The sequence below is a fragment of the Sulfitobacter mediterraneus genome (genome assembly GCF_003054325.1).
Lineage (GTDB): Bacteria > Pseudomonadota > Alphaproteobacteria > Rhodobacterales > Rhodobacteraceae > Sulfitobacter > Sulfitobacter mediterraneus.
In genome coordinates this window covers 194,163-218,260 of the sequence record NZ_QBKU01000005.1, presented here as the reverse complement: position 1 = coordinate 218,260, position 24,098 = coordinate 194,163, and the positions used below count along the sequence as shown (strand labels likewise).

Here is a 24,098-nt window from a genome sequence, read left to right as displayed (position 1 = left end):
ACAGATGTACAAGGTGATCGGCGCGACCAAATCAAGGGCCTTCCGCGTGATGTGGATGCTCGAAGAGTTGGGGCAGGACTATGTTCAAATCGCCGCTCCGCCGCGGTCCGAAGAGGCGCTCAAGCACAATCCGTCGGGCAAGATCCCGGCCTTGGTGGATGGCGATGATGTGCTGACCGACAGCGTTGCGATCATGACCTATCTTGGCGACAAGCATGGCATGTTGACCGCGCCTGCCGGTACGCCCGCCCGCGCCCGTCAGGACGCCATGACCTTTTGGTTAATCGATGAGTTCGACGCGATCCTTTGGGCGGCGGCAAAGCACAGCTTTGTCTTACCCGAAGCGTTGCGGATGCCGCAGATCAAAGACAGTCTCAAAGCCGAGTTTGGTCGCGCTGCCGGGCTGCTATCAGAGCGTTTGGAGGGGCCCTTCCTGATGGGAGATCAGATGACCCATGCGGATATTCTGGCTGTACATTGCATCAACTGGTCTATCGGCGCGGGCTTCCCCCGGGTTGATGACAAGCTGAACACTTGGGCCAAAGGTCTGCGCGATCGGGATGCCTTCAAGGCCGCCCAAGCCAAAGAACCCGCCGCCGCTTAACCCGCCCATCGGGCCGCATGTTGCCCGGCCCAGCGGCCTGTCGCAAGGCAGGCCGAGATCAGGTAACCCCCTGTCGGCGCTTCCCAATCCAGCATTTCACCAGCGGCGAACACCCCCGGCAGCGCTTTGATCATCAGCCCCTCGTCCAATGCCTCAAAGGGCAGTCCGCCTGCCGTCGAGATTGCCTCATCCATCGGGCGCAGCCCCGCGTTTTGCACGGGCACCGCCTTGAGCAACCGCGCCGTTGCCCGCAGGCCATCGGGCAGGGGCCGCGCCATTTCCTGCAACAATGCGATCTGCGCTTGGGTCAGCTTGACGGTTTTGCGCAGATGATTGGCAAGGCTTGCCTTGCCGCGCGGTTTCGACAGTTTTGCGGTGATCTCAGCCACGGACATGTTCGGCAAAAGATCCAGCACCAACGGATGTCCCTCGCGCACGCCGCGCGAAATTGAATAGATCCCGCCACCCTCTAGCCCTTGCGCCGACAGCACGGCTTCTCCCTTTGATGCATAGGGCCCAGCCGTCCATTGCACGCCTTTGATCGCCGCGCCGAAATGCTTGGCCATATGCGCCGACCAATTGATCAAAACACCCGCATTTGCAGGGGCGAAGGCCGCCAGCGGGACATCTTTGCCGCCAAGGATACCGGCCCAAGCACCGTCTGATCCCAGCCGCGCCCAGCTTGCACCGCCCAGCGCCAGAACTGTCACATCAGCAGACAGCGTTTGCGGTCCATCCGGTGTGTCAAAGGCCAGATCCTTGCCCTGCCATCCCTGCCAGCGCCAGCGGGTGTTGGTCTGCACCCCCGTCGCCGCGAGGCGGGTCATCCATGCCCGCAACAATGGCGAGGCCTTCATCGCAACCGGAAAAACCCGCCCCGTGCTGCCAGTGAACACCTCTTGATCCAAACCTTTGGCCCAGGCCTGCACCGCATCTGCATCAAACGCGTCAATCATCGGGGTAAGCGGCTTGCGACCCTCCGCAAAGGCCGCACGAAAGCTGCTGCCTGTCTCGTCTTTGGTCAGGTTAAGGCCGGACTTTCCCGCCATCAGAAACTTGCGCCCGACCGAGGGCTTGGCCTCACAGACGGTCACAGACAGACCGGCCTCAGCCATTGCCTCTGCCGCCATCAGGCCCGCGGGGCCTGCGCCGATCACCACCGCCTGTTTCATGATTTCAGCTCCGGCATCGGGCCTTTGATCTCAACCACGCGCTGTGGATAGGGGATTTCCACTCCAGCATCCTTGAGAGCATTCCAGATCAGAAACAAAACATCCGAGGTGTATTTGTTCGGCCCGTCATCCAGGCCGTTCACCCAGAATTCCACCGCGAAATCAATGCCACTGTCACCAAAGCCGCGCAGCTCGCAATCGGGTGGATAGGGTGCATCTAGCACCTCGGGATGTTTGGACACCGCCGCCTCGATCAACGGCGGGATCAGATTGATGTCGGTGTCATAGCTTACCGAAAATGGCGCCTCATACCGGTTGGCCGATCCGCTGTCGGAAAAGTTGGTGACGCGGGTGGTGATAAAATCTTCGTTCGGAACCACGATCCAGCGGCCATCAAAGGTTTCCAAAATCGCGGCGCGGGCGGTCATCTTGACGATTTTTCCGCTTTCGCCGCCGTCCAGTTCGACAAAGTCACCAACCGTCGCCTGCCCCTCGATCAAGAGGATTACGCCAGAAATGAAATTCGAGGCGATCTTTTGCAGACCGAACCCAAGACCCACACCAATGGCGCCGCCCAAGACCGCCAGCGCACCAAGGTTGATCCCCATGATATTCAGCAACAACAGGAAGGCCGCTGCAAAGATGGCAAATTCGATGGCCTTGCCAACCAATTGCCGGACAGACGGGCGCATTTGTTCCTGTGCGTCGATAAATTGCGAGGTCTGGCGGGTGGACCAACCGCCGAGCCAGAACAGGATCGACCCCGCGATGATCCCGCGGATCAGTGCCATGGCCGAAATAGAGATATTGCCAAAGGTGACCGTCAGTGCCGTCAGGGCGGCCAGAACATCATCCAGCACACCAAACATATAAAGCGCGGCCACCGGCAACAGCACATATCGCCCGAGCAATTTCAGGAATGGATCATGGACGATATCCCGCACCAACCTGCGGGCCGCGAGGAACAGAAACACCCGTTTGCCAAAGGCGATCACCGCACCACTGTCGAACATTGACCGCACCAGCGTTTCGCCAATGGCCGTGAACCCATAGGCCAGCAAAGGCAACAACAACGGCAGAAAGATCACGGCAAAGCGGCGGCTGTCTGCAATCACGCCAGTGGCCTCTTCGGCCGGCGTGATCTGGCGGTTCAACACCGGCCGCAACCGCCGCGCCACGATAACCGCCGCCAGATAGGCAATGACCAGCAGCGCAAATTGTGACCAAGCCGCCGGGCTCAGCAGCCAGCTGAGCGCCAGATCCCATCCTTGCTGGGCATAGCCATAGGCCTGCTGCACAATTTCCGGCTGGTCAGAAAGGTCGAGGGCCATGGATTTTCCTTGTCAAAAACGCGGATCGCGCCATCCTCTTGCCTGCCCGCCCCGAAAGGTTCAAGGATTTTGCACATGGACCACCCGCAATGCCCGCTGTGCCATCGGCCCATCCCGCCCGATGTGCGACAAAGTCAGCATCATCTGATCCCCAAGCTCAAGGGCGGCAAAGGCGGGCCGGTGGTCTTGATGCACCACATCTGCCACCGCGAAATTCATGCGACCTTAACCGAAGCGGAGTTAGCACAATCCTACAACACGCCAGAGGCGCTGCTTGGGCATCCGCGGCTTGCGAAATTCGCCAGATGGGTGGCCAAACGCCCGCCGGGGTTTCTGTCAAAGGTTCCGGGCGGGGGGCGCAAGCGGTAGGCTGGACAGCCTGCCCGCGGCGGGGCAGACTTCGCTCAATATAGAAGGGTATCACATGCGTTGGATGATTGTTTTTGCGGGCCTTTTGGCCATTTCCGCCTGTGATGTGCCGATTGTGCCGCTGATCTAACTGCGGCACATTTCCTTGATGCCTTGGGCGATGGCAGGGTCCGCCGCGACGGTGTCGGCTGTCAGGTCATTTGCGTGCTGTAACAGATCCTCTGGAGCGACGATCCGGTCAATCAGGCCAAAGGTTAGCGCCTCTTGGGCTTCGATCTTTTGACCGCCCATCAAGATCAGCTTGGTTCGGGACGGGCCGATCAAGGCTGCCATGCGGGCCGGATCAGAGGGTTGCGGCAAAAAGCCAAGTTTCATCACCGGATAAAAGAACTTGGCCCCCGGCACCGCGATCCGTAAATCACAAGCCAGCGCCATGCCCATCGCGCCGCCCGCCAACGTTCCATTGAGGACCGCGATGGTCAGGCCGGGCAGGCCCGCGATGGCCCCGGACAGGCGTTCCCAAACATCCGATTTGGCCAATCCTGCGCGCGCCTCGTCCAGATCCGCACCGGCGCTGAATACCTTGCCCTGTCCGGTCAAGATCACCGCCCGCGCGTCTTGAGCGGTTTCCATCACATCAGCCAATTCGGACAGCATCGCATGGGTCAGCGAATTGGCTTTGTCCGGGCGATTGATAGTGACCGTCAGCACATCACCCTTGCGGTTCGTTTCGATCATATCAGGCCAACCGCCTTGCGCACGCCCTCATCCCGCAGGGAGATTTCATCGCCTTTGAAACGATCTGCCTCGGCGCTGCACATCCAAAGCAACGTGCGAGCAGGCCAGTCGGCTGGAATATGATCCTCCCAGTTCAACTTGCTGACCGGGTTGATGCCGCTTTGCTTGATCTCGCGCTGCATTTGCGTGGCGACTGTGCCCGGTGACAGACCAATGGCGCGGATGCCGCTTTCGGCTTCTTCCAGATGCAAACAGCGGTTCAACATATTCACCGCCGCCTTGCCAGAGCAATAGTGGCTCCACCCTTCTATTGCGCCGTGCGCCGCACCGGAGGATATGGTCAGCACCGAACCGCCGCCTGCATCCTTCATCACCGGCAACGCCGCGCGGATGCCGTTGAACACGCCTTTGAGATTGATGTCGATGTTCATCGCCCAACCGTCCGGGTCTGCCTCGGCCAAACGCGAAATCGGTTCAATTGCGCCTGCGTTGTTGATCAGAACGTCCAATCCGCCAAAGGCCTGCACCGTGGTTTCGACCGCCGAAGACATCTCACCAAACCGTGCCACGTTGCAGGGAATCGCAATGGCTTGTTTGCCGATCTCGCCTGCGATCTGCGCAATCGCCTCCTGAGAGCGGGCCAGAAGCGCGACATTTGCGCCCGCATCGGCAAAGACCCGCGCAGCCGCTTCGCCAATGCCGCGGCTGGCGCCCGTGATCATTACGGTTTTTCCGGTCATATCCATAACGTGTTCCTTTGTGTGGGGTCTGGGTTTTGCAACCTGATTGCCCCATGTGGTAGTCTTCCCCTGACCGAGGGTCCAGCCCCCGCCCCTGCGGCGGCTTGACCCTGCCGGGGGTTTGCACGACCTTGACGCGAAATTTGCCACAAAGGATTTATCTATGTCCCGCTTTTCCACATCTTCCCTTTGCTTTGCCGTTCCGATGGTTTTCCTGTCGCAGACCGCCTTGGCCGATCTCACACCAGCACAGGTCTGGGGCGATTGGCAGCAATACATGGAAGGCATGGGATACAGCGTGCAGGGCCAGCAAAGCGCCAGCGGCAACAACCTGACCGTCAGTGACATCCAGCTGGGTTTTGAGATGCCTGATCAGACCGGTTCGATGAACATGTCGATGGGCACGATTGTATTTGTCGGGCAAGGTGACGGATCAGTTGCTGTGGTCATGCCCGAGACCCTGCCAATGGTCATGACCGGCACCGACGGCACCTCGTCCTCGGCGTTCAAACTGACGATGGATTACATTCAGAGCGGCCATTCCATGATCGTTAGCGGCACCCCCGAGCAAATGAATTACGCCTATACTGCCGACACCTTTGGCCTCAAGCTGCAACAGTTGGAGGCGGACGGTGAAGTGATTGGTCCAGAAACCGCGCGGTTTGATGTGACCGGAACCGGGCTGGTCAGCAACACCAGCATGACAATTGGTGATTTGCGGGGCTACCAACAATCCGGCAGCGTGGGCGGGATCACCTATGATCTGTTCGTGGACAATCCCGAAGAGGGCAACCAAGTCACCCTGAATGGCAATCTGCAAAACCTTCAGATGTCTGCAGAAGGGGCGATCCCGCTTTTGCTGGAAAAGGCCTCGGACACATCCGCGATGATCAAAGCCGGGTTTGAGATCACCGGCGCTTTCAACGCTGGGTCCAGCGCAACCGCGATGCAGGTGACCGATCCGGTGAACGGCGATATGTCCCTTAACACCTCATCTCAGGGCAGCCGTCTGAGCGTTGATCTGGGAGCGGATGGAGTAAGCTATGGCGGCGGGCAAACCAATTTGCAGGTCACGATGAACGTGGCCGACCTGCCCTTCCCGATTGAACTCAGCATGGCGCAAAGCGCATTTAACCTCGCCATCCCGGTGAGCAAATCAGACGAACAGCAGGATTTTGCCTTTGGCCTGACCATGGGTGATTTCCAAATGTCCGATCTGATCTGGGGTATCTTTGATCCGGCGGGCCAATTGCCCCGCGATCCGGCCACGTTGGTCATTGATCTGGCGGGCAAAGCCAAGCTTTTGGTCGATTACCTTGATCCCAAGGTTGCCGAAAATATGGGTGCGGATGTGCCCGGTGAGGTGGAAGCAGTCACGATCAACAAACTGCTGCTGGACGCGGTTGGCGCCAAGTTCGAAGCGGACGGTCAGGTGGCACTCGACAACACCGACAAAACCACGATCCCCGGTTTTCCCAAACCTGTGGGCAGCATTTCCTTTACCCTCGATGGGGCCAACGGCCTTATCGACAAACTGGTTTCCATGGGTCTGATCCCGGCGGATCAGGCGATGATGCCGCGTATGATGATGGGGATGATCACCGTGCCAGCGGGCGGGCCGGATCAGCTGAAGTCCACGATCGACTTTACCGCAGATGGTCAGATCCTCGCCAATGGGCAGCGGATCAAGTAACCAACCTTAGCTTTAGCGGCGGCCCATTCAGCCGCTCTTTGACCCTCCCCTTGTCCTGCCGGATGGGGAGGGTTACCTGTCTTTCCGACCCAAGCCGGAGTGTTTTATGTCCCAGCCTCTTGATGCGCTGACCAAATCCCTGTTGCAGGCTGCCAAAACAGCCGGTGCCGACAGTGCCGATGCAAAGGCGATCCGGGCCACATCCGTGTCGGTCGATGTGCGGGCAGGAGCGCTGGAACAGGCGGAGCGGTCCGAAGGTGTCGATATCGGTCTGCGGGTGTTTGTCGGGCACCGCTCCGCAATTGTCTCGGCCTCTGATACCTCTTCGCGCACCATCGAAGAGATGGCCGAACGCGCCGTTGCCATGGCCAAAGAGGCCCCCGAAGATCCCTTTTCCGGTCTGGCAGATCCTGATCAGCTGGCCACCCATTGGAACCTCGACGCGCTTGAGCTTGTCGATCCAACGGCAGAGCCAACCCCGCAGGCCATGCAAGATGATGCCGCGCAGGCCGAAGCGGCAGCATTGGCTGTCAAAGGGGTCAGCCAAGTGCAATCGGCCAGCGCCGGTTATGCGGCCCATGCCACCCATTTTGCCACCAGCAACGGTTTTGACGCCGGTTACAGCCGGACAGATCGCGGGCTGTCCTGTGTTGCCATCGCAGGAAGCGGCACCTCCATGGAACGTGACTATGATGGTGATGGCCGGATTTTTCAGTCCGATATGCGTGCGCCCGATGACATCGGCCAAACCGCAGGCGAACGCGCCGTAGCGCGGCTTGATGCGCGCAAACCACCGACGGGCGCGTTTCCGGTGCTGTTTGACGAACGGATTTCTTCCAGCTTGATCGGCCATTTGCTTGGCGCGATTAACGGTTCGTCCATTTCACGGGGCGCCTCGTTTTTGCGCGATGCGATGGGAGAGGCAGTGTTGCCCGATCATCTGTCGCTGATCGAAGACCCGCACCGCCCTCGCGCCAGCGGATCACGCCCCTTTGATGGGGAAGGGCTGGCAACGGCGCGGCGGATGATTGTGGAAAACGGGGTTTTGCAGGGGTGGACCCTGGATTTGGCCACGGCCCGCAAGCTGGACCTCGCGCCTACAGGAAACGCGGCACGCGGCACATCATCGGGGCCCTCGCCGTCCAACTGGAATATCGAACTGACCCAAGGTGCAGCCAGCCGCGATGATCTGATCCGCGAGATGGGCACCGGACTCTTGGTGACCTCAATGATCGGCAGCACAATCAACCCCAACACGGGCGATTATTCGCGCGGGGCGGCTGGCCTGTGGGTTGAGAATGGTGAGATCACCCATACGATCAACGAATGCACGATTGCGGGCAATCTGCGCGATATGCTGCGCAATATGCGACCCGCCAATGATGCCCGCACACACCTGAGCCGCGTTGTGCCATCGCTTTTGGTACCGGGAATGACCCTTGCCGGCGCGTGACCTGCCCCTCCTGATTGATGCCGCCCGCATGGCAGGGCGTGTCGCCACCAGCTTTGCCGGGAAAACCGCCGCGCGCTGGGACAAGCCCGGCGATGCAGGCCCGGTGACAGAGGCCGATCTGGCGGTAAATGATCTGTTGCTGACCAACTTGCGGCAAGCGCGGCCCGATTATGGGTGGCTGTCCGAAGAAACCGAAGACAACACCGACCGTTTGACCCAAGATCGTGTATTTATCGTTGACCCAATCGACGGCACCCGCAGTTTTGTAGAGGGGTCAAGCACATGGGCCCATGCCATCGCCGTAGCGGACCAAGGCGTGATCACCGCCGCCGTGGTCTACCTGCCCCTGCGGAACAAGCTATATTCCGCTTCTTTGGGTGGCGGGGCCTTTCTCAATGGTGTTCCGATCCGGGCAACCATGCAGGGCGATCTGGGAAAATCCACGGTGTTGGCTGCCAAACCCGCGTTGCACGAAACGTTCTGGCGCAATGGCATCACCCCCGCCTTTTCCCGCAACTATCGCCCGTCACTGGCCTACCGGCTGGCACTGGTCGCGCAGGGACGGTTTGACGCGATGCTGACACTGCGGCGGAGTTGGGAATGGGATATTGCCGCCGGAGCGCTGATCGTGGCCGAAGCTGGCGGGGTTTGCTCTGACCAAACCGGCCTGCCGCTGCGCTTTAACAACCCCGATCCGCGGCTCAATGGCGTGGTTGCGGGCGGTGCACCCTCTCAAATTGCGCTGATTGACGCCCTTGCGTGAGGCCCCGCATCTGATAGGCAGAGATCAATCTACACCCATCAAAGGAAGCATTATGGCACAGCGTCTGCATCTGGTTTTTGGCGGCGAACTGGTGAACCCCAGCGAAAACGTCTTTAAAAATGTCGATGATCTCCACATCGTCGGAATTTTCCCCGATTACGCGACCGCCTATGACGCTTGGAAAAACGAGGCGCAGCGGACCGTGGACAACGCGCATATGCGTTATTTCATCGCGCACCTGCACCGCTTGCGCGACGAAGAAGCAGCTGCGTCTTCCACCGAAGAGTTGGGCTAACTCCCTATGGCGCGGTCGCTGGGGCTGACCGCCTATCGGGCCTTGGCCCGGCGGGCAGAGGCACAGACCAAAGAACCGTTTGCCCCGCGCCCGATGGGGGAACTGCTTTGGCTGCATGCGGCCGAGCCGGGCAATGTGATCGCGCTTCAGGATTTGGCCGTGCGGATGTGCGGGGCGCGGATAGGCTTGCATGTTTTGATCACGCTGCCGGATGGCGATACTGCACCGCCGCCTCTGCAACAACGCCCCGATGTCACGGTTATCCAAGCGCCCGCGCCCAGCGAACACCCTGCCGCCGTTGCCGCATTTCTGGACCATTGGCGACCTGATGCCTGTGTCTGGGCCTGGGGCGCGTTGCGGCCAAACCTGATACTTGAGACCGCGCAGCGGCACTGCCCGCTCATTCTGGTCGATGCAGACACCCGCGGTTTCGACGGACGGCGCGACCGCTGGTTGCCCGATCTGACGCGGCGGCTTTTGTCACAATTCTCAGCGGTCATGGCAAGGAGCGAAGCGGCGCGGCGACGGCTGGCGCAACTGGGCCAGCCGCGCGACCAGATCGACCTGACCGATCCGCTGCTCGCTGGGGGACAGGCCCTGCCTTATGTGGACTCCGATTTGTCGGAAATGTCCGCGACCATCGGCGGACGCCCGGTCTGGTTTGCCGCGCAGGTCTTGCCAAAAGAAGTGCCCGTTGTCCTGTCGGCCCATCGCAAGGCGATGCGCCTGTCCCACCGGCTGTTGTTGATCTTGCATCCAGCCACCCCGCAGGACGCGGGTGCCGCAGCAGCGCTGGCCGCTGAGCGGGACTTTTCGGTGCTCAATTGGGGAAATGACGGCTTTCCCGACGAGTCGACGCAAGTGCTGATTGCCGATGATACCCGCGATCTGGGCCTGTTTTTTCGCATTGCGCCTGTTTCGTTCCTTGGATCTTCCTTGATCGCGGGTGAAGGCGGCTGTGATCCGTTTGATGCGGCGGCACTTGGCTCTGCCGTGCTCTATGGGCCAAAGGTACGCCATTTCATGCCATCCTACACGCGGTTAGCGGCAGCCGGGGCGGCGCGGATTGTGAATGATGCCGATGCTTTGGGCACAGCTGTGTCGCGGTTGATTGCCCCCGATCAGGCCGCAGCGATGGCCCATGCCGGTTGGGATGTGATCAGCAAAGGCGCGGCGGTGACGGACAAGATCACCGATCTGATCCAAGATATTCTGGACACAAGAGAGGCAGGCAAATGACCCGAGCGCCGGATTTTTGGCATAAACCCAAGCCGGATCTGCGGGCGCAACTGCTGCGCCCGTTGGGCGCGCTTTACGGCATGGCAACGGCCCGCAGGTTGGCACAGGGCGCGCGGGAGCGACTGAATATTCCCGTGATTTGTGTCGGAAACATCAACGCGGGCGGTACAGGCAAAACGCCCACGGTCATGGCCGTGGTGGAACATTTGCGCGGCCTGTTTCACGAACCGCACATTGTTTCGCGCGGGCATGGCGGCACGCTCGATGGGCCTGTGCAGGTTGATCCTGCGCGGCACAGGGCGGCAGATGTCGGGGATGAACCGTTGCTCTTGTCCGCCTTTGCAGAGGTTTGGGTGGCCAACGATCGCGCCGCCGGGGCGCTGGCCGCGCAGGAGGCAGGCGCGAGCGTTATTGTGCTGGATGACGGGTTCCAGAATCCGGCGCTGCACCAAGATCTGAGCATTGTGGTGGTGGACGCCGCAAAGGGGTTTGGCAACGGATTGTGCCTTCCCGCAGGGCCGCTACGCGAACCTGCGGCGGTTGGATTGGCGCGGGCTGATCTGCTGTTGTCGATTGGGGATGCGGCCGCGCAATCAGAGTTTGATATCGCCGCGTTGCCCAGCGCCCTGCCGCGTGTACAGGCTGCACTTGCACCTTTGCAAACCGGCATGGATTGGACGGATACCAAGGCTTTGGCCTTTGCCGGCATCGGGCATCCGGAGAAGTTCTTTGCCACCTTGCGGGGCCTTGGCGCGCAGATCGTACATGCCGAGGCCCTGGACGATCATCAACCTTTAACACCTGCGCTGATGGCCCGATTAGAGGCGGATGCAAAGGCCAGAGGGGCGCAGCTGGTCACTACGGAAAAGGATGCGGTGCGCCTGCCTGCGAATTTCCGTAGCAAAGTGATCACCTTGCCGGTGCGCCTTGCCTTGCCGGAAAACAACGCTTTGTTTGATGCTTTGGATAGCTTGCCCAAGCCAGCGTAATCCACATGTTTTGACCTATCGGGATCAGTCGTCTTCGCCCAGTTTCGGCGCCGGTCGGTGCAGCGCCAGATCAGCGCCTGAAAAGGTAAACGGTGACCGCAACCCCGGCACACCGTCCAATTCGATCTGCATCCCCCGCGCCACCACTTGTGGATCGGCCATCACATCGGACAATTCATTGATCGGTCCCGCAGGCACATTATGCGCCTCGCAATCGGCCAGAAGATCATCGCGGCTGCGCTTTGACGTGGCCTCATTCAGCCGCCGGATCATCTCTGGCCGGTTCGCAACACGGTCGGCATTCTTGGAATAATCCGGTGAGGTTGCCATATCCTCCAGACCCAGAAACCGGCAGAGGCGTTGATACTGACCGTCGTTGCCTGTGGCGATGATCAGATGGCCATCACTGCTCTCAAAAACCTCATAGGGGGTCAGATTGGGATGGGCGTTGCCCATGCGCCCCGGCGCGTTGCCGGTCAGCATGTAGTTCATCGCCTGATTGCCCATGATCGCCACGGCGCAATCAAGCAATGCCATATCGATATGCTGGCCTTTGCCGGTCTGGCTGCGCTGATGCACTGCCGCAAGGATCGCGGTCGTGGCATAGATGCCGGTGAAGATATCTGTGATCGCCATGCCGGATTTCTGCGGCTGGCGATCCGGCTCTCCAGTGATCGACATCAGACCGGACATGCCTTGGATGATAAAATCATAGCCCGCGCGGTGGGCATAGGGGCCGGTGTGACCAAAGCCGGTGATGGAACAATAGATCAGCCCCGGAAACGCGTCTTTCAGGCTGTCATAGTCGAGGCCGTATTTGGCCAATCCGCCGGTCTTGAAATTCTCGATCACAATATCCGCGTCGCGCAGCAGGTCTTTGACCTTGGCCTGCCCTTCGGCGCTGCGAAAATCAGCCGTTACAGAGGCTTTGCCGCGGTTGGCGGAGTGGAAATACCCTGCGGTCACATCCTCGTCGCGGGTGACAAAGGGCGGACCCCATTGGCGGGTGTCATCGCCATCGGGGCTTTCGACTTTGATCACCTCGCATCCGAGGTCAGAGAGTGTTTGACCGGCCCATGGGCCAGCCAGAACACGGGCCAGTTCAACAACTTTCAGCCCTTGCAGCGGTGCGGTCATTAGCCGGCCAGCTCTGTTTCGATGATGTCTTTGAGCTGATCATAGGCCATGTTGCTGTACTTGGTCCCGTTGATAATAAAGCTGGGTGTGCTGTCGATATCATCGGCTTTGCCGTTTTCCTGAAACCACGCATAAAGCGTCTCGGCCTGTTTGCCGTCCTGCAAGCAGGCTTCGATGGCGTCATTGTCCAATCCCGCCAGACGCCCGATTTTGCGCAGCTCATCGACAATTGCCGCAGGCTCACCCGCCCGCGCCCATGTAGATTGGCTTTTGTAAATCAGGTCGATGATGCCAAAGAACTTTTCCTCACCGCCGCAGCGGGCGATCAAAGATGCCCAGATGCCGGGTCGGTCAAAATAGACCTCGCGGTAGACAAACTTGATTTTGCCGGTGTCGATATAATCCGCCTTGAGCTTTTTGAACGTGCCCTCGTGGAAGGCCGCGCAATGCGGGCAGGTGAAAGATGCATATTCGGTGATGGTCACAGCTGCGTCCGGGTTGCCAAGCACCATGTCAGGCACGCTCGACGTATCCACCTCACCACTGGTTTGCGCATTTGCGGCATTCGCCAACGGGTTCACGGGTGTTGACCCGCTGCGCGAGTTGCTGGTCAGGTACCAGCCGCCCGTTCCCACAACGGCCAACGCGCCAAGGATCATATTTCTACGGTTCATGTCGTTTCCTTTGTCAGCTTTTCAGCGTTTGTTCTTGTTCAATATGTTCTCGCCCAGCCGCGCAAGGGCATCGCGCAAACCATCGTCCGATACCGGATCAACTGTCGCCGCCGCTTTTTGACGCAGCGCGGGGTCAGGTTTTGCCGGGGGCGCCTTGGGCTTTTGATGGGAGAAATCCACCTTGCCTTCGGCAAAGCCGGTGGCGGCGGTTTGGGTGATCCGGACACGGGCAATGGCGTTGTAGCCATAGACCGCATTCACCTTTTGCCGCAGTTTTTCCTTTTGCATTTCCAGCATCGGCGCATTGGCCCCGGTGGTCAGCAAGGTCAGAGTTGCGCCCATTCCGCCCCGACCATAGCCAACCTCAACCGGGCGGGCCATAGCGGCGATATCGGCGCCTGCGATCTCGGCCCATTGGGTTAGCAGGCGTGACTGGGCAAAGCCGCGGGTCTCGCTGGCACGGCGGATCTGGTCGGTCAGCAGGCTGTCCGTCCGTTTGAACCCTTTTGTACTGGCGCGCCGTGGCGGCATGACTATGTTTCCCTTTGGATCGGGTTCAACATAATGGTTTGCCCCCGTATCACCAGCCCAGAGCGACAGCGGAGCCATAAAGAATGCGTGAGACAGACCAGACAGGCGATCTGCCGCGCATCTTGCTGGATTGGTATGACGTGCATGCCCGCCAGATGCCGTGGCGGGTGGCCCCGGCGGATCGCAAGGCGGGCCAACTGCCCGATCCCTATCACGTCTGGATGAGCGAGATCATGTTGCAGCAGACCACTGTTGCGGCGGTGCGGGACTATTTCACCCGTTTTGTCACCCGCTGGCCCAAAGTGGCGGATCTGGCCGGTGCCGAGGATGCCGATGTAATGGGGGAATGGGCCGGACTTGGATACTATGCCCGCGCCCGCAACCTGTTGAAATGCGCACGCGCGGTGGTTGCTGACCATGATGGGGCGTTTCCGGCGGACCATGATGCGTTGCTGAAACTGCCGGGGATTGGCCCCTACACCGCCGCAGCGGTATCCTCGATTGCGTTTGACGCGCCGCGCACCGTGCTGGATGGAAACGTAGAGCGGGTGATGGCCCGACTTTATGATATTCACACACCGCTGCCCGCCGCCAAACCAGAGCTGATGGCGCTTGCCGAAACTCTGACGCCGCAAGACCGTCCGGGCGATTATGCACAGGCTGTGATGGACCTTGGCGCAACGATCTGTAGCCCCAAATCGCCCGCCTGCGGCATTTGCCCATGGCGCGATCCGTGTTTGGCGCGGGCACGGGGCACGGCGGCGGATTTGCCAAAGAAGACCCCGAAAAAGCCCAAGCCGGTGCGCCATGGCACGGTCTATCTGGCACAACGGGCCGATGGCGCTTGGTTGCTGGAGACACGCTCGGACAAGGGATTGCTGGGCGGTATGCTGGGCTGGCCGGGGTCGGAATGGCTTGATGCACAGGAAGAACGGCCATTGGGTGATCCGCCGGTGCAGGCCAACTGGCAACCGCTTGATGGTGAGGTGCGCCATACGTTCACGCATTTCCACCTGTTATTGAGCGTGCAAACCGCGACCATTTCCGCCGATACGGCCCCAACCAAAGGCGCTTTTATCCCGCCGGACAAATTTCGCCCCTCCGATCTGCCGACAGTCATGCGCAAAGCGTTCGATTTGTCGCGCAAATAGCGCGGCGTCAGTGTTTGAGAGGATCACCGTTTACGGTATATCAACCTCAAACACGCCACTAAGCCGGCAGGAGCCTTGATGCCAAACACCGCAATCGCACCGCAAGATCTGGCCCGGATTTCCCGTGCCCTGCCCTTTTGGCTATCGCTCGGGCTGATCCCGCTGACCTGGATCTGCGCTTTTGTGGGTGGCTGGTCGATTGCGCTTTTGCCGATTGTGACGTGGTTCCTGTTTTCGTTGCTGGATGCGGTGCTAGGCCTGAACCTCGACAATGCTGATCTTGAGGCCTCTGAGGACGATATGTTCTGGTATCGGCTGGTCACATTGATCTGGGTGCCTGCGCAGGCCCTGACTGTGTTTGGGCTGATCCTATATGTGCCCTATGCCGAACATCTGGGTACAGCGGAACGCGTGTTCCTGTTTATGGGCGTTGGCGTCGTGACTGGCACCATCGGGATCAACTACAGTCACGAATTGATGCATCAGAAAAACAATCTGGAACGTTGGTGGGCCGATATCCTGCTGGCGATGGTGCTTTATTCGCATTTCCGGTCTGAACATCTTTTGGTGCATCACCGCTATGTCGCGACCCCACGCGATCCGGTGACAGCGCGGTACAACGAAGGGTTTCACCGGTTTTATCCACGTGTTTTGCGGCAATCGCTGGTCTCCGCCTTTCGGGCCGAGGCACAGATGCTGGCCCGCAAAGACCTGCCATGGACCGACCGGCGCAATCCGTTCTTTCGCTATTGGGCGTTGCAATCTGGGTTTCTGTTGCTGGCGCTGATCCTTGGCGGCATGACCGGTCTGCTTTTGTTTCTGGTTCAGGCGGGCGTGGCGATCTGGCAGCTTGAACTGGTCAATTACATTGAACACTACGGGCTGACGCGCAAACATCTGGGGGATGGCAAATACGAACATGTCCAGCCGCGCCATTCGTGGAATGCGGCGCACCGGGCGTCAAACTGGCTGTTGATCAATTTGCAACGGCATTCGGATCATCACTACAAACCCGACCGCCGGTTTCCGGTGTTGCAGACCTACGGCACCGATCAAGCGCCGCAACTGCCCTATGGCTATCCGGTGATGACCATGGCCGCGATGGTGCCGCCTTTGTTCAAGCGGATCATGAACCCCCGCGTGCGCAATTGGCGCGAGATGTATTACCCCGAAATCACCGATTGGCACGACTATAACAAGCGCCGCACGCCAATGCCCCGCTGAGGGGGTCGAACGCTTTCTTAAGACTTTTCTGCCATGCCTGTGACATCAGCCGTCACCGGGGGGTGTCATGCAAGCCAACATGCGACCAAGGTCCAAACCGTCAGGCACCTGCCTGATCATTGAAGACAGTGAATTTGATCGGGAACGCCTGACCCGGATCATTGGAAAGTCGCATCATGAGATGCATGTCGAAGTGGCGGCAACGTTAAGGTCAGCGCGCTCCGCATTGATCCGCAAACCGATCACACTGATCTTGCTCGACAATAACCTGCCTGACGGGCTCGGCGCAAATTTTGCACTGGAACTGGCCGAAGACCCCAAGCTTGCGCAAATCCCGGTCATTTTGGTCAGTGACTGGCCCTCCCCGTTCATGTGGGAAAAAGCACAGTCGGCGGGCGTGGCCTATGTTCTGTCAAAAACCGAATTTGACAGCCGTTACGTCCACGCCGTGATGTCGCTCATGACCACAAGATCAAGGAACAGAGCACAGCCGACACTCAATTAAGCCTCGCAATCGGTCTCGTCGCGAGTCGCGCAGACGCCGATTGGGTTCGTATTTGCGCGGCACAGCAGTGCAAACAGTCCTAACCTGTCTGTAACAATGCAGGAGGGATCTATGCGCGGAAGTTGTCTTTGCGGTCTGGTCAAATACGAAATATCAGGCTCACCACGCCCGGTTGTCGGGTGCCATTGTACGCAATGCCGAAAATCTTCGGGCCATTACGTCGCCGCAACCCAAACGACCAAATCCAGCATCGCCATCACCGGACAGGACCACCTGACCTGGTTCCAATCGTCACAAACCGCACGGCGCGGGTTTTGCGCCACCTGCGGCAGCCAGATGTTCTGGACCGAAGAGACCAGCGACAACATCTCGGTTATGGCCGGATCCATTGACGGGGACAGCGGTCTGTCCATGGATCGGCAGCTGTATCCGGATGACAAAGGCGACTATTACGCGTTGCCTGAGGTGGCGGTGGTGGATCAATCCACACTCAAATAAAAAAAGCCCCGCCAAAAGGCGGGGCCAAGTTGAGTGCCCTTTAGGGCGATCCTTCGGCAAGAAGGTCGCGGGCACCGGCGGTGTTCGAATGTTTGGGTGTTTAGTTGGCCATCTCGGCGCGGATCTGTTGGCGCAGAAGGTCAATCGGCACACGTTTGCCGTCCTTCTTGAAACACCAATATGTCCAGCCATTGCAGCTTGGCGCTTTTTCATACGCCGCGCCGACCTGATGAATAGAACCTTTCACGTCGCTTCCGATCAATGTGCCATCGGCACGGACCTTGGCCTTGTGGCGACCGTTGAGGGAATAAAGTTCCTCTCCCGGACGCAACATGCCGCGTTCGACCAACTGGCCGAAAGGCACGCGCGGTTCTGCGCGTTTTGATGTTGTTGTTTGCAGGGCTTCGCGGTCAAATTTGCGCACCTTGCTGATGCGTTTTGCCGCCACCTTGCGATAGCTTTCTTCGCGTTCCAGACCGATGAAGTCACGGCCCAGCATCTTGGCCACAGCACCCGTGGTGCCCGTGCCAAAAAACGGATCAAGAATAACGTCACCGGGATTGGTGGAGCCCACCAGAATGCGGTGCAGTAGGCTTTCCGGTTTTTGGGTCGGATGTGCCTTATCGCCGTTGTCATCCTTCAGCCGCTCGTGACCGGTGCAGATTGGCAAGACCCAATCACTGCGCATCTGGATGCCCTCGTTCAGCGCTTTGAGCGCCTCGTAGTTGAAGGTGTATTTGCTGTTTTCATCCTTACCCGCCCAGATCATTGTCTCATGGGCATTGGTGAAACGTTTGCCGCGGAAGTTGGGCATTGGGTTGGACTTGCGCCACACCACATCGTTGAGAATCCAGAACCCCTGGTCCTGAAGCGCCGCACCAACACGGAAGATGTTGTGATAGCTGCCGATGACCCAGATCGCCCCATTTGGCTTGAGCAACCGCCGCGCGGCCTTGAGCCATTCGCGGGTGAATTCGTCATAGGCTTTGAAGCTGGCGAACTGGTCCCATTCATCGTCAACGGCATCGACCTTGGAATTGTCAGGCCGGTGCAAATCGCCGCGCAATTGCAGGTTATAGGGCGGGTCGGCAAAAATCAGATCAACGCTGCATTCCGGCAATGCGTTCATCAGATCAATGCAGTCACCCGCAAGAATTTCGTTCAAGGGAAGCGCTGTTGCGCCCTTTGTCATGGTCTTCATCATACTGCCTCTGTCCGCGGTGCTTTTGCACTCTGTGGTTGGTGACAGGATGACCCCAAGGCGATTCGCGGTCAAATTCTTTTTGAATCAATCAGTTAAGTTTTATTCTTGATACAAGATATTGTGGACCGGTTTGAACGAACGTCTATGGTGTGGGGTGGCACCAAGTTTTTGCAGCGCATTCATGTGCTTTTTTGAGCCATATCCCATGTTGGTTTCCCATCCATAACCGGGATGCTGTTGCGCCAATGACAACATGACACAATCCCGACAAATTTTTGCCATAATTGAAGCCGCCGAAATCGACTGTGAGAGGCTGTCACCTTTGACAATTGTTTGGGAAGGCAGGACCAAACCGCGGGGGATCATATTGCCATCAATGAGCGCAAAGTCCGCTGGCGTCTTGAGCCCTTCAAGGGCGCGGAGCATTGCGAGGTGGCTGGCACGCAGAATGTTATGTTCGTCAATCTCTTCGACCGTGGCATGGGCAATCGACACATCTGCCACCTGCATGATCTCGTCATAAAGCCGGGTGCGGGCTTTCTTTGTCAGTTTTTTGGAATCGTTAAGTCCCTCGGGGATGTTTTCAGGGTCCAGCACGACCGCCGCTGCTGTCACTGGACCGGCAAGCGGGCCGCGCCCCACTTCATCAACGCCGGCGATGCGGCTGTATCCCTGTGCCTGTGCGGCACGCTCAAATGTAAAATCTGGTATCATGGCACACCCAAACCGCAAGACAGCCCGAACCTCAAGGGCCGGGCTGTCTGCAACAGTTTACTCGTTACTGTTTTTGAAGGCGGAAGACTGCCCGAACACTCTCCCGCCTCCAACCGGCGGCACGGGGGCGCGCCACCGGTCCGGACACGCAGTTACCTGCGGGCCAAGCGGTAGCCCCGATCCCGCAGACAGCGGGCCTCATATCCGCGGCGATTGCCGCGCGGGGTATCAAACACATAGAGACATTGGCGGGGCAGACGGTTCACGAAGTCATAGTTGTTCTTCAGGCAGCGGCGGCCAAACATCCGCACTTTGCCCCGTCCTGTGCGGTAGCTGTGGAAACATTTACCCGGCAGCAGCTTGCGATCCACCCGGCGCGGCAGCGGGCGCGGCTTTGGCTGATAACGCGGCGGCTTGTAGCTGGGCTGGTTGTAGTGGGGCACGTGGTTTTTCTTCACGTGCTTCTTTTCATAGTGATGCGCCCTTTTGTCTTTTTTGTTGTCGTGAATGATCTTGCCCACAATCGCGATGCCCAACAGGGCGGCCAAAGCGCGGGCGGCGTCATCATTATCGGCGCGGGCGGGCATGGCCCCAAAGGCGGTGATGGCAATCGACGCAGCGGCGACGGTGGCGATAAATCTGCGGTACATGGGTCTGATCCTTTCTTCAGGTCTGCGCGGGAACCCCGTGCAAGAGCGGGATGGAGGGATGCTCTGGTTCAAAGGTGGCCCGGCCCCTTTAAGACAGGCAATAACAGTGGGCTGTTATCGAATATCAACGGGGCCATCTGGCCTTGGATATTGAATAACGCCCTGCAAAAGCGCAGGAAGGTATCATGAAACACGCCATTATCTCTTTTGCCCTCGCTTTTGCGATTGGCCTTGCCCAGCCCGCGCATGCCGCGGATTGCTATGCTGATTACAAGGCCAAACAGGACAACCCCCTGCGCCTGCATTACGGTGTCGCGCAGATCAACGGTGCCTGCACCTCCGGTGCCGCCGCATCAGAATTGGTCGCCCGATTGGCACAGCAAGGTTGGACCTTGCTGAATGTTCTGGGTGTTTTTGGCCCCGATGGATTGGCGGAAAGGAAAGACAGTGCCGGATCAAACTACCTCCGCTTCTGATATGCGCCGCTTTGGCGGCCGATTTGTGGGCGGCGGCATTGCGGCGATTGTTGCCCTGCTGTTGCTTGGGGCAGTGTTGCTGTTCTGGGCCTTGCCGGATGCGAACCAGTTCAACGCGCAGGTCGAACGGATCTTTGTTGAGAATGACGATCTGACCAGCGGTGCCGAGATCAAGCTGCTTGAGATTCTCGCGCAATCAGGCACCGCGTTTTCCGACACGCTGAACAGCTACCGTGTGGTGATTTTTGTGCTGCTGGTGTTTGCCAGTGCCATGCTGATCGCCGCACTGGTGTTTCTGGTGCTGCTCATCGGGTTCAACCGGCGGATGGCACAGATTGAACGGGCCGGTATTCAGGTCAATTCCCTGCTGATCAGCCGCGAAGAGAACACTGTCTATCTCAATAACTTCGGGTTCAAGCTGACCGGGGCCGCAATGGAAACTCTTTCTGTGCTGGCCGAGGCGCGGATGGATGATGAGGTCATGTCCGGTTCCGAAATCGAAGGGGTCATCTCTGGCCGCAGTGCTGCGGATTGTGATGAGGCGGCAGGCGCAACCCGCATCAAAAGGCTGCGCGATACCTTGGGCAATCAGCTGGTGTCAGAACTTTTGGTCAAGAACATCGCGCGGCGCGGCTATATGCTGGCCATCGACAAAGACGTGATCAAAGTGATCTGAGCGACTGCAAGTCGCCCTACCCTAGCCCGCCGCCAAAGGCCGGAAAATTGGTACATTGTTCCCTCTGGTCAATCCCGAGCAACCTTGTCTAGGGTGCAGCAACCCTTGCCGAGGAAATGATCATGCCCGTTCAACCCAACCCGTTCAAACGCGCCCTTCAAAACGGGCAACTTCAATTTGGTTGCTGGCTTGGCCTTGGCGATACGTTTTCCGCAGAACTGATGGGCACCGCCGGGTTTGACTGGATGGTGATCGACGGGGAGCATGGGCCGAACGATCTGCGGTCTATCCTTGCGCAGTTGCAGGTGCTTGAAGCCTCTGACAGCCATGCGGTGGTGCGCCTGCCTGTGGGTGAGACCTATATGCTCAAGCAGGTTTTGGACGCCGGGGCGCAAACGGTTCTCGTGCCAATGGTTGAGAGCGCCGAACAGGCCCGGCAATTGGTACGCGATGTGAGCTATCCGCCCCATGGCGACAGGGGCGTCGGTTATGCGCTGACCCGCGCCTCGCGGTTTTCCCAGATCAAAGACTACGGCAAGACGGCGGATGAACAGATTTGTTTGCTGGTGCAGGTCGAGAACAAAAAGGGCATTGCCGCGTTGGATGAAATCCTCGCGTTTGACGGTGTGGATGGTGTGTTTATCGGACCGGCAGATCTGGCGGCGGACATGGGCCATATGGGCAATTCCCTGCATCCCGATGTGCAGGCCGTGATCATGGATGCGTTGCGCCGCATTCGCGCAGCAGGCAAAGCGCCGGGGATCCTGTCCACCCACGATCCAATGACAAACGAAGCCATCGAGGCAGGGGCGCTTTTTGTGGCGGTTGGTGCGGATGTGCTGATCCTCAGCCATGGTGCGCAAGCGCTCACGGCAAAATGGAAAGCGCAGAAGGGATGAACACCGGGATATTCCTTCTGGGTCTCGGCTATGTCCTGAGCCAGTTCTTCCGCGCGTTTCTTGCGGTCTTGTCCAGCATTCTGGAACAAGACATCGGGGCGACACCTGATGATCTGGCCTTTGCCTCCGGGCTTTGGTTCCTGTCTTTTGCCGCCATGCAAATCCCCGTCGGTGCGGCGCTGGACAGCATAGGACCGCGGCGGACGATGGCATGGGCTTTGCTAGTCGGGGGCAGCGGCGGCGCGGCGTTGTTTGCACTTGCGACCACGCCCTTGCATATCAGCATCGCCATGACCCTGATCGGCATCGGCTGCTCGCCAGTGCTGATGGCCTCGTACTATATCTTTGCACGCGATTATCCCCCCGCGCAGTTTGCTGTGCTCGCCTCGATGATGGTGGGGCTTGGCAGTCTGGGCAATCTGGTTGCCTCCTACCCAATGGCACTGGCTGCCGAAACTTTGGGCTGGCGCAACGCGCTGTGGGCTTTGGCAGCCGTGTCTGCGCTGGTGGCCTTTGGTGCTCTGATGTTTGTGCGCGATCCCCAAAAGGTTGAAGGCGAATCCAAGGGATCACTGGCCGAGCTGTTCAAATTGCGGGCGCTGTGGTTCATCTTTCCGATCATGGGGGTCAGCTATGCGATCTCGGGTGCGGTGCGCGGGCTTTGGATCGGGCCGTATCTGGCGGATGTGTTTGGCGCAAACACCAGCACCGTGGGTCAGGCCAGCCTACTGATGGGCATTGCCATGGTTGTGGGGGCGCTTGCCTATGGTCCGGCAGATCGGCTGCTGCCGTCCCGTAAATGGATGATCGTGGCGGGCACCGTGATCACACTTGCCGCAAGCGCGGTTCTGATCGCCCAGCCTGCACAATCTCTGGCTCTGTCCGTGACCATGCTGTGCATCATCGGCTTTTTCAGCGCGACCTATCCTGTGATCATGGCCCATGGGCGGAGCTTTCTGCCGCCGCATCTGATCGGGCGCGGAGTGACCATGCTGAACCTCTTCAGCATTGGCGGCGTGGGCATCGCGCAGTTCTTTTCCGGCAAGGTCTATAGCGCCGCCTTGCCCGGTGCGGCCACCACCGCCAGCCCCTATGTTGCGGTCTATGTCCTTTTCGCCGGAAGCCTCGCGATTGGCCTTTTGGTGTACCTTTTCAGCCGCGATAACGCGGATTGAAGCCACAAAGGCACCGCCATCGCAGCTGAGCCCCTTTTACTTGTCCGTCAGGCAGGCTAAAGGGCTGCGACCATCACTATATATATTGGAGAAATCAGATGGGTTATCGCGTCGCCGTCGTGGGCGCCACAGGCAATGTGGGCCGCGAAATGCTGAATATTCTGGCCGAGCGCCAGTTCCCTACGGACGAGGTTGTGGCACTGGCCAGCCGTCGGTCTTTGGGCACGGAAGTCAGCTATGGAGACACGACGCTTAAGTGCAAAGACCTTGATACGTTTGATTTCACCGGCTGGGACATGGCGCTGTTTGCTGTTGGCTCCGAAGCCACCAAGAAATACGCGCCCGGCGCCGCCAAGGCGGGCTGCGTTGTAATCGACAACTCCTCGCTCTATCGCTACGATCCGGACATTCCACTGATCGTGCCTGAGGTGAACCCCGAGGCCGTTCACGGCTATGCCAAGAAAAACATCATCGCCAACCCCAACTGCTCAACCGCGCAGATGGTTGTTGCGCTGAAGCCTTTGCATGACCGCGCCACGATCAAGCGCGTTGTCGTCAGCACCTACCAATCGGTGTCCGGCGCGGGCAAAGAGGGCATTGACGAGCTGTGGGATCAGACCAAATCGATCTACAACCCCACGGACGACAAGCCCCCGCAAAAGTTCACCAAGCAGATCGCGTTCAACGTGATCCCGCACATCGACGTTTTCATGGAAGACGGCTCCACCAAAGAAGAGTGGAAGATGGTGGCTGAGACCAAAAAGATCGTCGATCCCAAGATCAAGGTCACGGCAACCTGTGTGCGCGTGCCGGTCTTTGTTGGCCACTCCGAAGCGGTGAACATCGAGTTCGAAGATCACCTCGACGAGGACGAAGCCCGCGATATCCTGCGCGAGGCGCCGGGCATCATGGTGATCGACAAACGCGAAGACGGCGGCTACGTCAGCCCGGTTGAATGTGTCGGCGATTTCGCCACTTTCATCAGCCGTATCCGTCAGGACAGCACCATCGACAATGGCCTGAACCTGTGGTGCGTGTCCGACAACCTGCGCAAAGGCGCGGCGCTGAATGCCGTTCAGATCGCTGAGTTGCTGGGCCGGGAAGTTCTGAAAAAGGGCTGATATCCGCTCAAAATACGGATTGGGGAAAGGGGACCGTTTGGTCCCCTTTTCTTTTGGCTGTCAGGGTGCAGACTGGT

27 protein-coding genes are annotated in these 24,098 nt (G+C 58.9%); 17 read left to right on the top strand and 10 right to left on the bottom strand.

From position 1 onward, the window contains the following. The first annotated feature begins 4 nt into the window (after positions 1 to 4). Positions 5 to 604, top strand: a complete 600-nt coding sequence (locus C8N31_RS10285; protein WP_025049406.1) for a glutathione S-transferase family protein — start codon at positions 5 to 7, stop codon at positions 602 to 604. Here C8N31_RS10285 and C8N31_RS10280 read toward each other — a convergent pair. Both C8N31_RS10280 and C8N31_RS10275 read right to left on the bottom strand, forming a co-directional pair. Continuing rightward, positions 601 to 1,776: a TIGR03862 family flavoprotein gene (locus C8N31_RS10280; RefSeq protein ID WP_025049405.1), complete on the bottom strand. Its 1,176-nt coding sequence runs from the start codon at positions 1,774 to 1,776 to the stop codon at positions 601 to 603. The two genes, C8N31_RS10285 and C8N31_RS10280, sit on opposite strands and share 4 nt — an antisense overlap. Continuing rightward, positions 1,773 to 3,107 carry a mechanosensitive ion channel family protein gene (locus C8N31_RS10275; protein WP_025049404.1) on the bottom strand — a complete coding sequence of 445 codons (1,335 nt, stop codon included), beginning with the start codon at positions 3,105 to 3,107 and terminating at the stop codon, positions 1,773 to 1,775. Before C8N31_RS10275 ends, C8N31_RS10280 begins: the two co-directional genes overlap by 4 nt. Positions 3,108 to 3,182: 75 nt before the next feature. On the opposite strand from C8N31_RS10275, the gene C8N31_RS10270 reads away from it, so the two are divergent. Further along, on the top strand, positions 3,183 to 3,476 hold the full coding sequence (locus tag C8N31_RS10270; RefSeq protein ID WP_081785732.1) for an HNH endonuclease: 294 nt from the start codon (positions 3,183 to 3,185) through the stop codon (positions 3,474 to 3,476). A gap of 126 nt (positions 3,477 to 3,602) precedes the next feature. Here the strand turns inward: C8N31_RS10270 and C8N31_RS10265 are convergent, their stop codons facing one another. Both C8N31_RS10265 and C8N31_RS10260 read right to left on the bottom strand, forming a co-directional pair. After that, complete coding sequence (locus tag C8N31_RS10265; RefSeq protein WP_025049402.1) at positions 3,603 to 4,214, bottom strand: enoyl-CoA hydratase/isomerase family protein; 612 nt, start codon at positions 4,212 to 4,214, stop codon at positions 3,603 to 3,605. After that, positions 4,211 to 4,960 carry an SDR family oxidoreductase gene (locus C8N31_RS10260; protein ID WP_025049401.1) on the bottom strand — a complete coding sequence of 250 codons (750 nt, stop codon included), beginning with the start codon at positions 4,958 to 4,960 and terminating at the stop codon, positions 4,211 to 4,213. The genes C8N31_RS10265 and C8N31_RS10260 overlap by 4 nt, the downstream gene beginning before the upstream one ends. A gap of 157 nt (positions 4,961 to 5,117) precedes the next feature. Between C8N31_RS10260 and C8N31_RS10255 the strand changes: the two genes are divergently transcribed. From C8N31_RS10255 to lpxK, 6 genes are all read left to right on the top strand, one after another. Continuing rightward, the gene (locus tag C8N31_RS10255; RefSeq protein ID WP_025049400.1) at positions 5,118 to 6,647 is read left to right on the top strand and encodes a hypothetical protein; all 1,530 of its coding nucleotides are present in this window, start codon (positions 5,118 to 5,120) and stop codon (positions 6,645 to 6,647) included. Positions 6,648 to 6,753: 106 nt separating this feature from the next. Then, a complete protein-coding gene (locus C8N31_RS10250; RefSeq protein ID WP_025049399.1) occupies positions 6,754 to 8,100 on the top strand; it encodes a TldD/PmbA family protein in 1,347 nt (448 codons plus the stop codon). Continuing rightward, on the top strand, positions 8,087 to 8,863 hold the full coding sequence (locus C8N31_RS10245; protein ID WP_025049398.1) for a 3'(2'),5'-bisphosphate nucleotidase CysQ: 777 nt from the start codon (positions 8,087 to 8,089) through the stop codon (positions 8,861 to 8,863). The genes C8N31_RS10250 and C8N31_RS10245 overlap by 14 nt, the downstream gene beginning before the upstream one ends. Before the next feature lie 52 nt (positions 8,864 to 8,915). Next, positions 8,916 to 9,158 carry a DUF4170 domain-containing protein gene (locus C8N31_RS10240; protein WP_025049397.1) on the top strand — a complete coding sequence of 81 codons (243 nt, stop codon included), beginning with the start codon at positions 8,916 to 8,918 and terminating at the stop codon, positions 9,156 to 9,158. Positions 9,159 to 9,164: 6 nt separating this feature from the next. Continuing rightward, positions 9,165 to 10,397 carry a 3-deoxy-D-manno-octulosonic acid transferase gene (locus C8N31_RS10235; RefSeq protein ID WP_025049396.1) on the top strand — a complete coding sequence of 411 codons (1,233 nt, stop codon included), beginning with the start codon at positions 9,165 to 9,167 and terminating at the stop codon, positions 10,395 to 10,397. Next, positions 10,394 to 11,386 (top strand): tetraacyldisaccharide 4'-kinase, encoded by a 993-nt coding sequence (lpxK, locus tag C8N31_RS10230; protein WP_025049395.1) that lies wholly within the window; start codon positions 10,394 to 10,396, stop codon positions 11,384 to 11,386. Before C8N31_RS10235 ends, lpxK begins: the two co-directional genes overlap by 4 nt. Positions 11,387 to 11,410: 24 nt before the next feature. Here the strand turns inward: lpxK and C8N31_RS10225 are convergent, their stop codons facing one another. From C8N31_RS10225 to C8N31_RS10215, 3 genes are read right to left on the bottom strand one after another with little or no spacing between them, the layout of a single operon-like run. Further along, positions 11,411 to 12,523, bottom strand: a complete 1,113-nt coding sequence (locus C8N31_RS10225) for a CaiB/BaiF CoA transferase family protein (protein WP_025049394.1) — start codon at positions 12,521 to 12,523, stop codon at positions 11,411 to 11,413. Continuing rightward, positions 12,523 to 13,197 (bottom strand): DsbA family protein, encoded by a 675-nt coding sequence (locus tag C8N31_RS10220; RefSeq protein ID WP_025049393.1) that lies wholly within the window; start codon positions 13,195 to 13,197, stop codon positions 12,523 to 12,525. The genes C8N31_RS10225 and C8N31_RS10220 overlap by 1 nt, the downstream gene beginning before the upstream one ends. A gap of 21 nt (positions 13,198 to 13,218) precedes the next feature. Beyond that, on the bottom strand, positions 13,219 to 13,728 hold the full coding sequence (locus C8N31_RS10215) for a DUF721 domain-containing protein (protein WP_025049392.1): 510 nt from the start codon (positions 13,726 to 13,728) through the stop codon (positions 13,219 to 13,221). A gap of 83 nt (positions 13,729 to 13,811) precedes the next feature. Here C8N31_RS10215 and C8N31_RS10210 point away from each other — a divergent pair, with 83 nt between their 5' ends. From C8N31_RS10210 to C8N31_RS10195, 4 genes are all read left to right on the top strand, one after another. Continuing rightward, positions 13,812 to 14,879: an A/G-specific adenine glycosylase gene (locus C8N31_RS10210; protein ID WP_025049391.1), complete on the top strand. Its 1,068-nt coding sequence runs from the start codon at positions 13,812 to 13,814 to the stop codon at positions 14,877 to 14,879. Between the two features lie 78 nt (positions 14,880 to 14,957). Beyond that, positions 14,958 to 16,103 (top strand): alkane 1-monooxygenase, encoded by a 1,146-nt coding sequence (locus tag C8N31_RS10205; protein ID WP_025049390.1) that lies wholly within the window; start codon positions 14,958 to 14,960, stop codon positions 16,101 to 16,103. 67 nt (positions 16,104 to 16,170) lie between these two features. Continuing rightward, entirely contained in the window at positions 16,171 to 16,608 is a 438-nt protein-coding gene (locus C8N31_RS10200) for a response regulator (RefSeq protein ID WP_025049389.1), read from the top strand. 111 nt (positions 16,609 to 16,719) lie between these two features. After that, positions 16,720 to 17,106, top strand: coding sequence for a GFA family protein (locus C8N31_RS10195; protein WP_197021536.1), 387 nt, complete (start codon positions 16,720 to 16,722; stop codon positions 17,104 to 17,106). 100 nt (positions 17,107 to 17,206) lie between these two features. Here C8N31_RS10195 and C8N31_RS10190 read toward each other — a convergent pair whose 3' ends face one another. The 3 genes from C8N31_RS10190 to C8N31_RS10180 all read right to left on the bottom strand — a co-directional run bounded on the left by C8N31_RS10190 (position 17,207) and on the right by C8N31_RS10180 (position 19,674). Next, the gene (locus tag C8N31_RS10190) at positions 17,207 to 18,310 is read right to left on the bottom strand and encodes a site-specific DNA-methyltransferase (RefSeq protein WP_025049387.1); all 1,104 of its coding nucleotides are present in this window, start codon (positions 18,308 to 18,310) and stop codon (positions 17,207 to 17,209) included. A gap of 99 nt (positions 18,311 to 18,409) precedes the next feature. Then, positions 18,410 to 19,024 (bottom strand): ribonuclease HII, encoded by a 615-nt coding sequence (locus C8N31_RS10185; protein WP_025049386.1) that lies wholly within the window; start codon positions 19,022 to 19,024, stop codon positions 18,410 to 18,412. Positions 19,025 to 19,176: 152 nt separating this feature from the next. Continuing rightward, positions 19,177 to 19,674, bottom strand: coding sequence for a hypothetical protein (locus C8N31_RS10180; RefSeq protein ID WP_025049385.1), 498 nt, complete (start codon positions 19,672 to 19,674; stop codon positions 19,177 to 19,179). A gap of 185 nt (positions 19,675 to 19,859) precedes the next feature. On the opposite strand from C8N31_RS10180, the gene C8N31_RS10175 reads away from it, so the two are divergent. The 5 genes from C8N31_RS10175 to C8N31_RS10155 all read left to right on the top strand — a co-directional run bounded on the left by C8N31_RS10175 (position 19,860) and on the right by C8N31_RS10155 (position 24,021). Next, entirely contained in the window at positions 19,860 to 20,150 is a 291-nt protein-coding gene (locus tag C8N31_RS10175; protein WP_025049384.1) for a hypothetical protein, read from the top strand. 1 nt (position 20,151) lies between these two features. Then, positions 20,152 to 20,826, top strand: a complete 675-nt coding sequence (locus tag C8N31_RS10170) for a winged helix-turn-helix domain-containing protein (RefSeq protein ID WP_037918829.1) — start codon at positions 20,152 to 20,154, stop codon at positions 20,824 to 20,826. A 122-nt stretch (positions 20,827 to 20,948) separates the two neighbouring features. Further along, entirely contained in the window at positions 20,949 to 21,725 is a 777-nt protein-coding gene (locus C8N31_RS10165; protein ID WP_025049382.1) for an aldolase/citrate lyase family protein, read from the top strand. Beyond that, positions 21,722 to 22,900, top strand: coding sequence for an MFS transporter (locus C8N31_RS10160; RefSeq protein ID WP_025049381.1), 1,179 nt, complete (start codon positions 21,722 to 21,724; stop codon positions 22,898 to 22,900). The genes C8N31_RS10165 and C8N31_RS10160 overlap by 4 nt, the downstream gene beginning before the upstream one ends. A 98-nt stretch (positions 22,901 to 22,998) precedes the next feature. Further along, entirely contained in the window at positions 22,999 to 24,021 is a 1,023-nt protein-coding gene (locus tag C8N31_RS10155; protein ID WP_025049380.1) for an aspartate-semialdehyde dehydrogenase, read from the top strand. Positions 24,022 to 24,098: the final 77 nt, after the last annotated feature.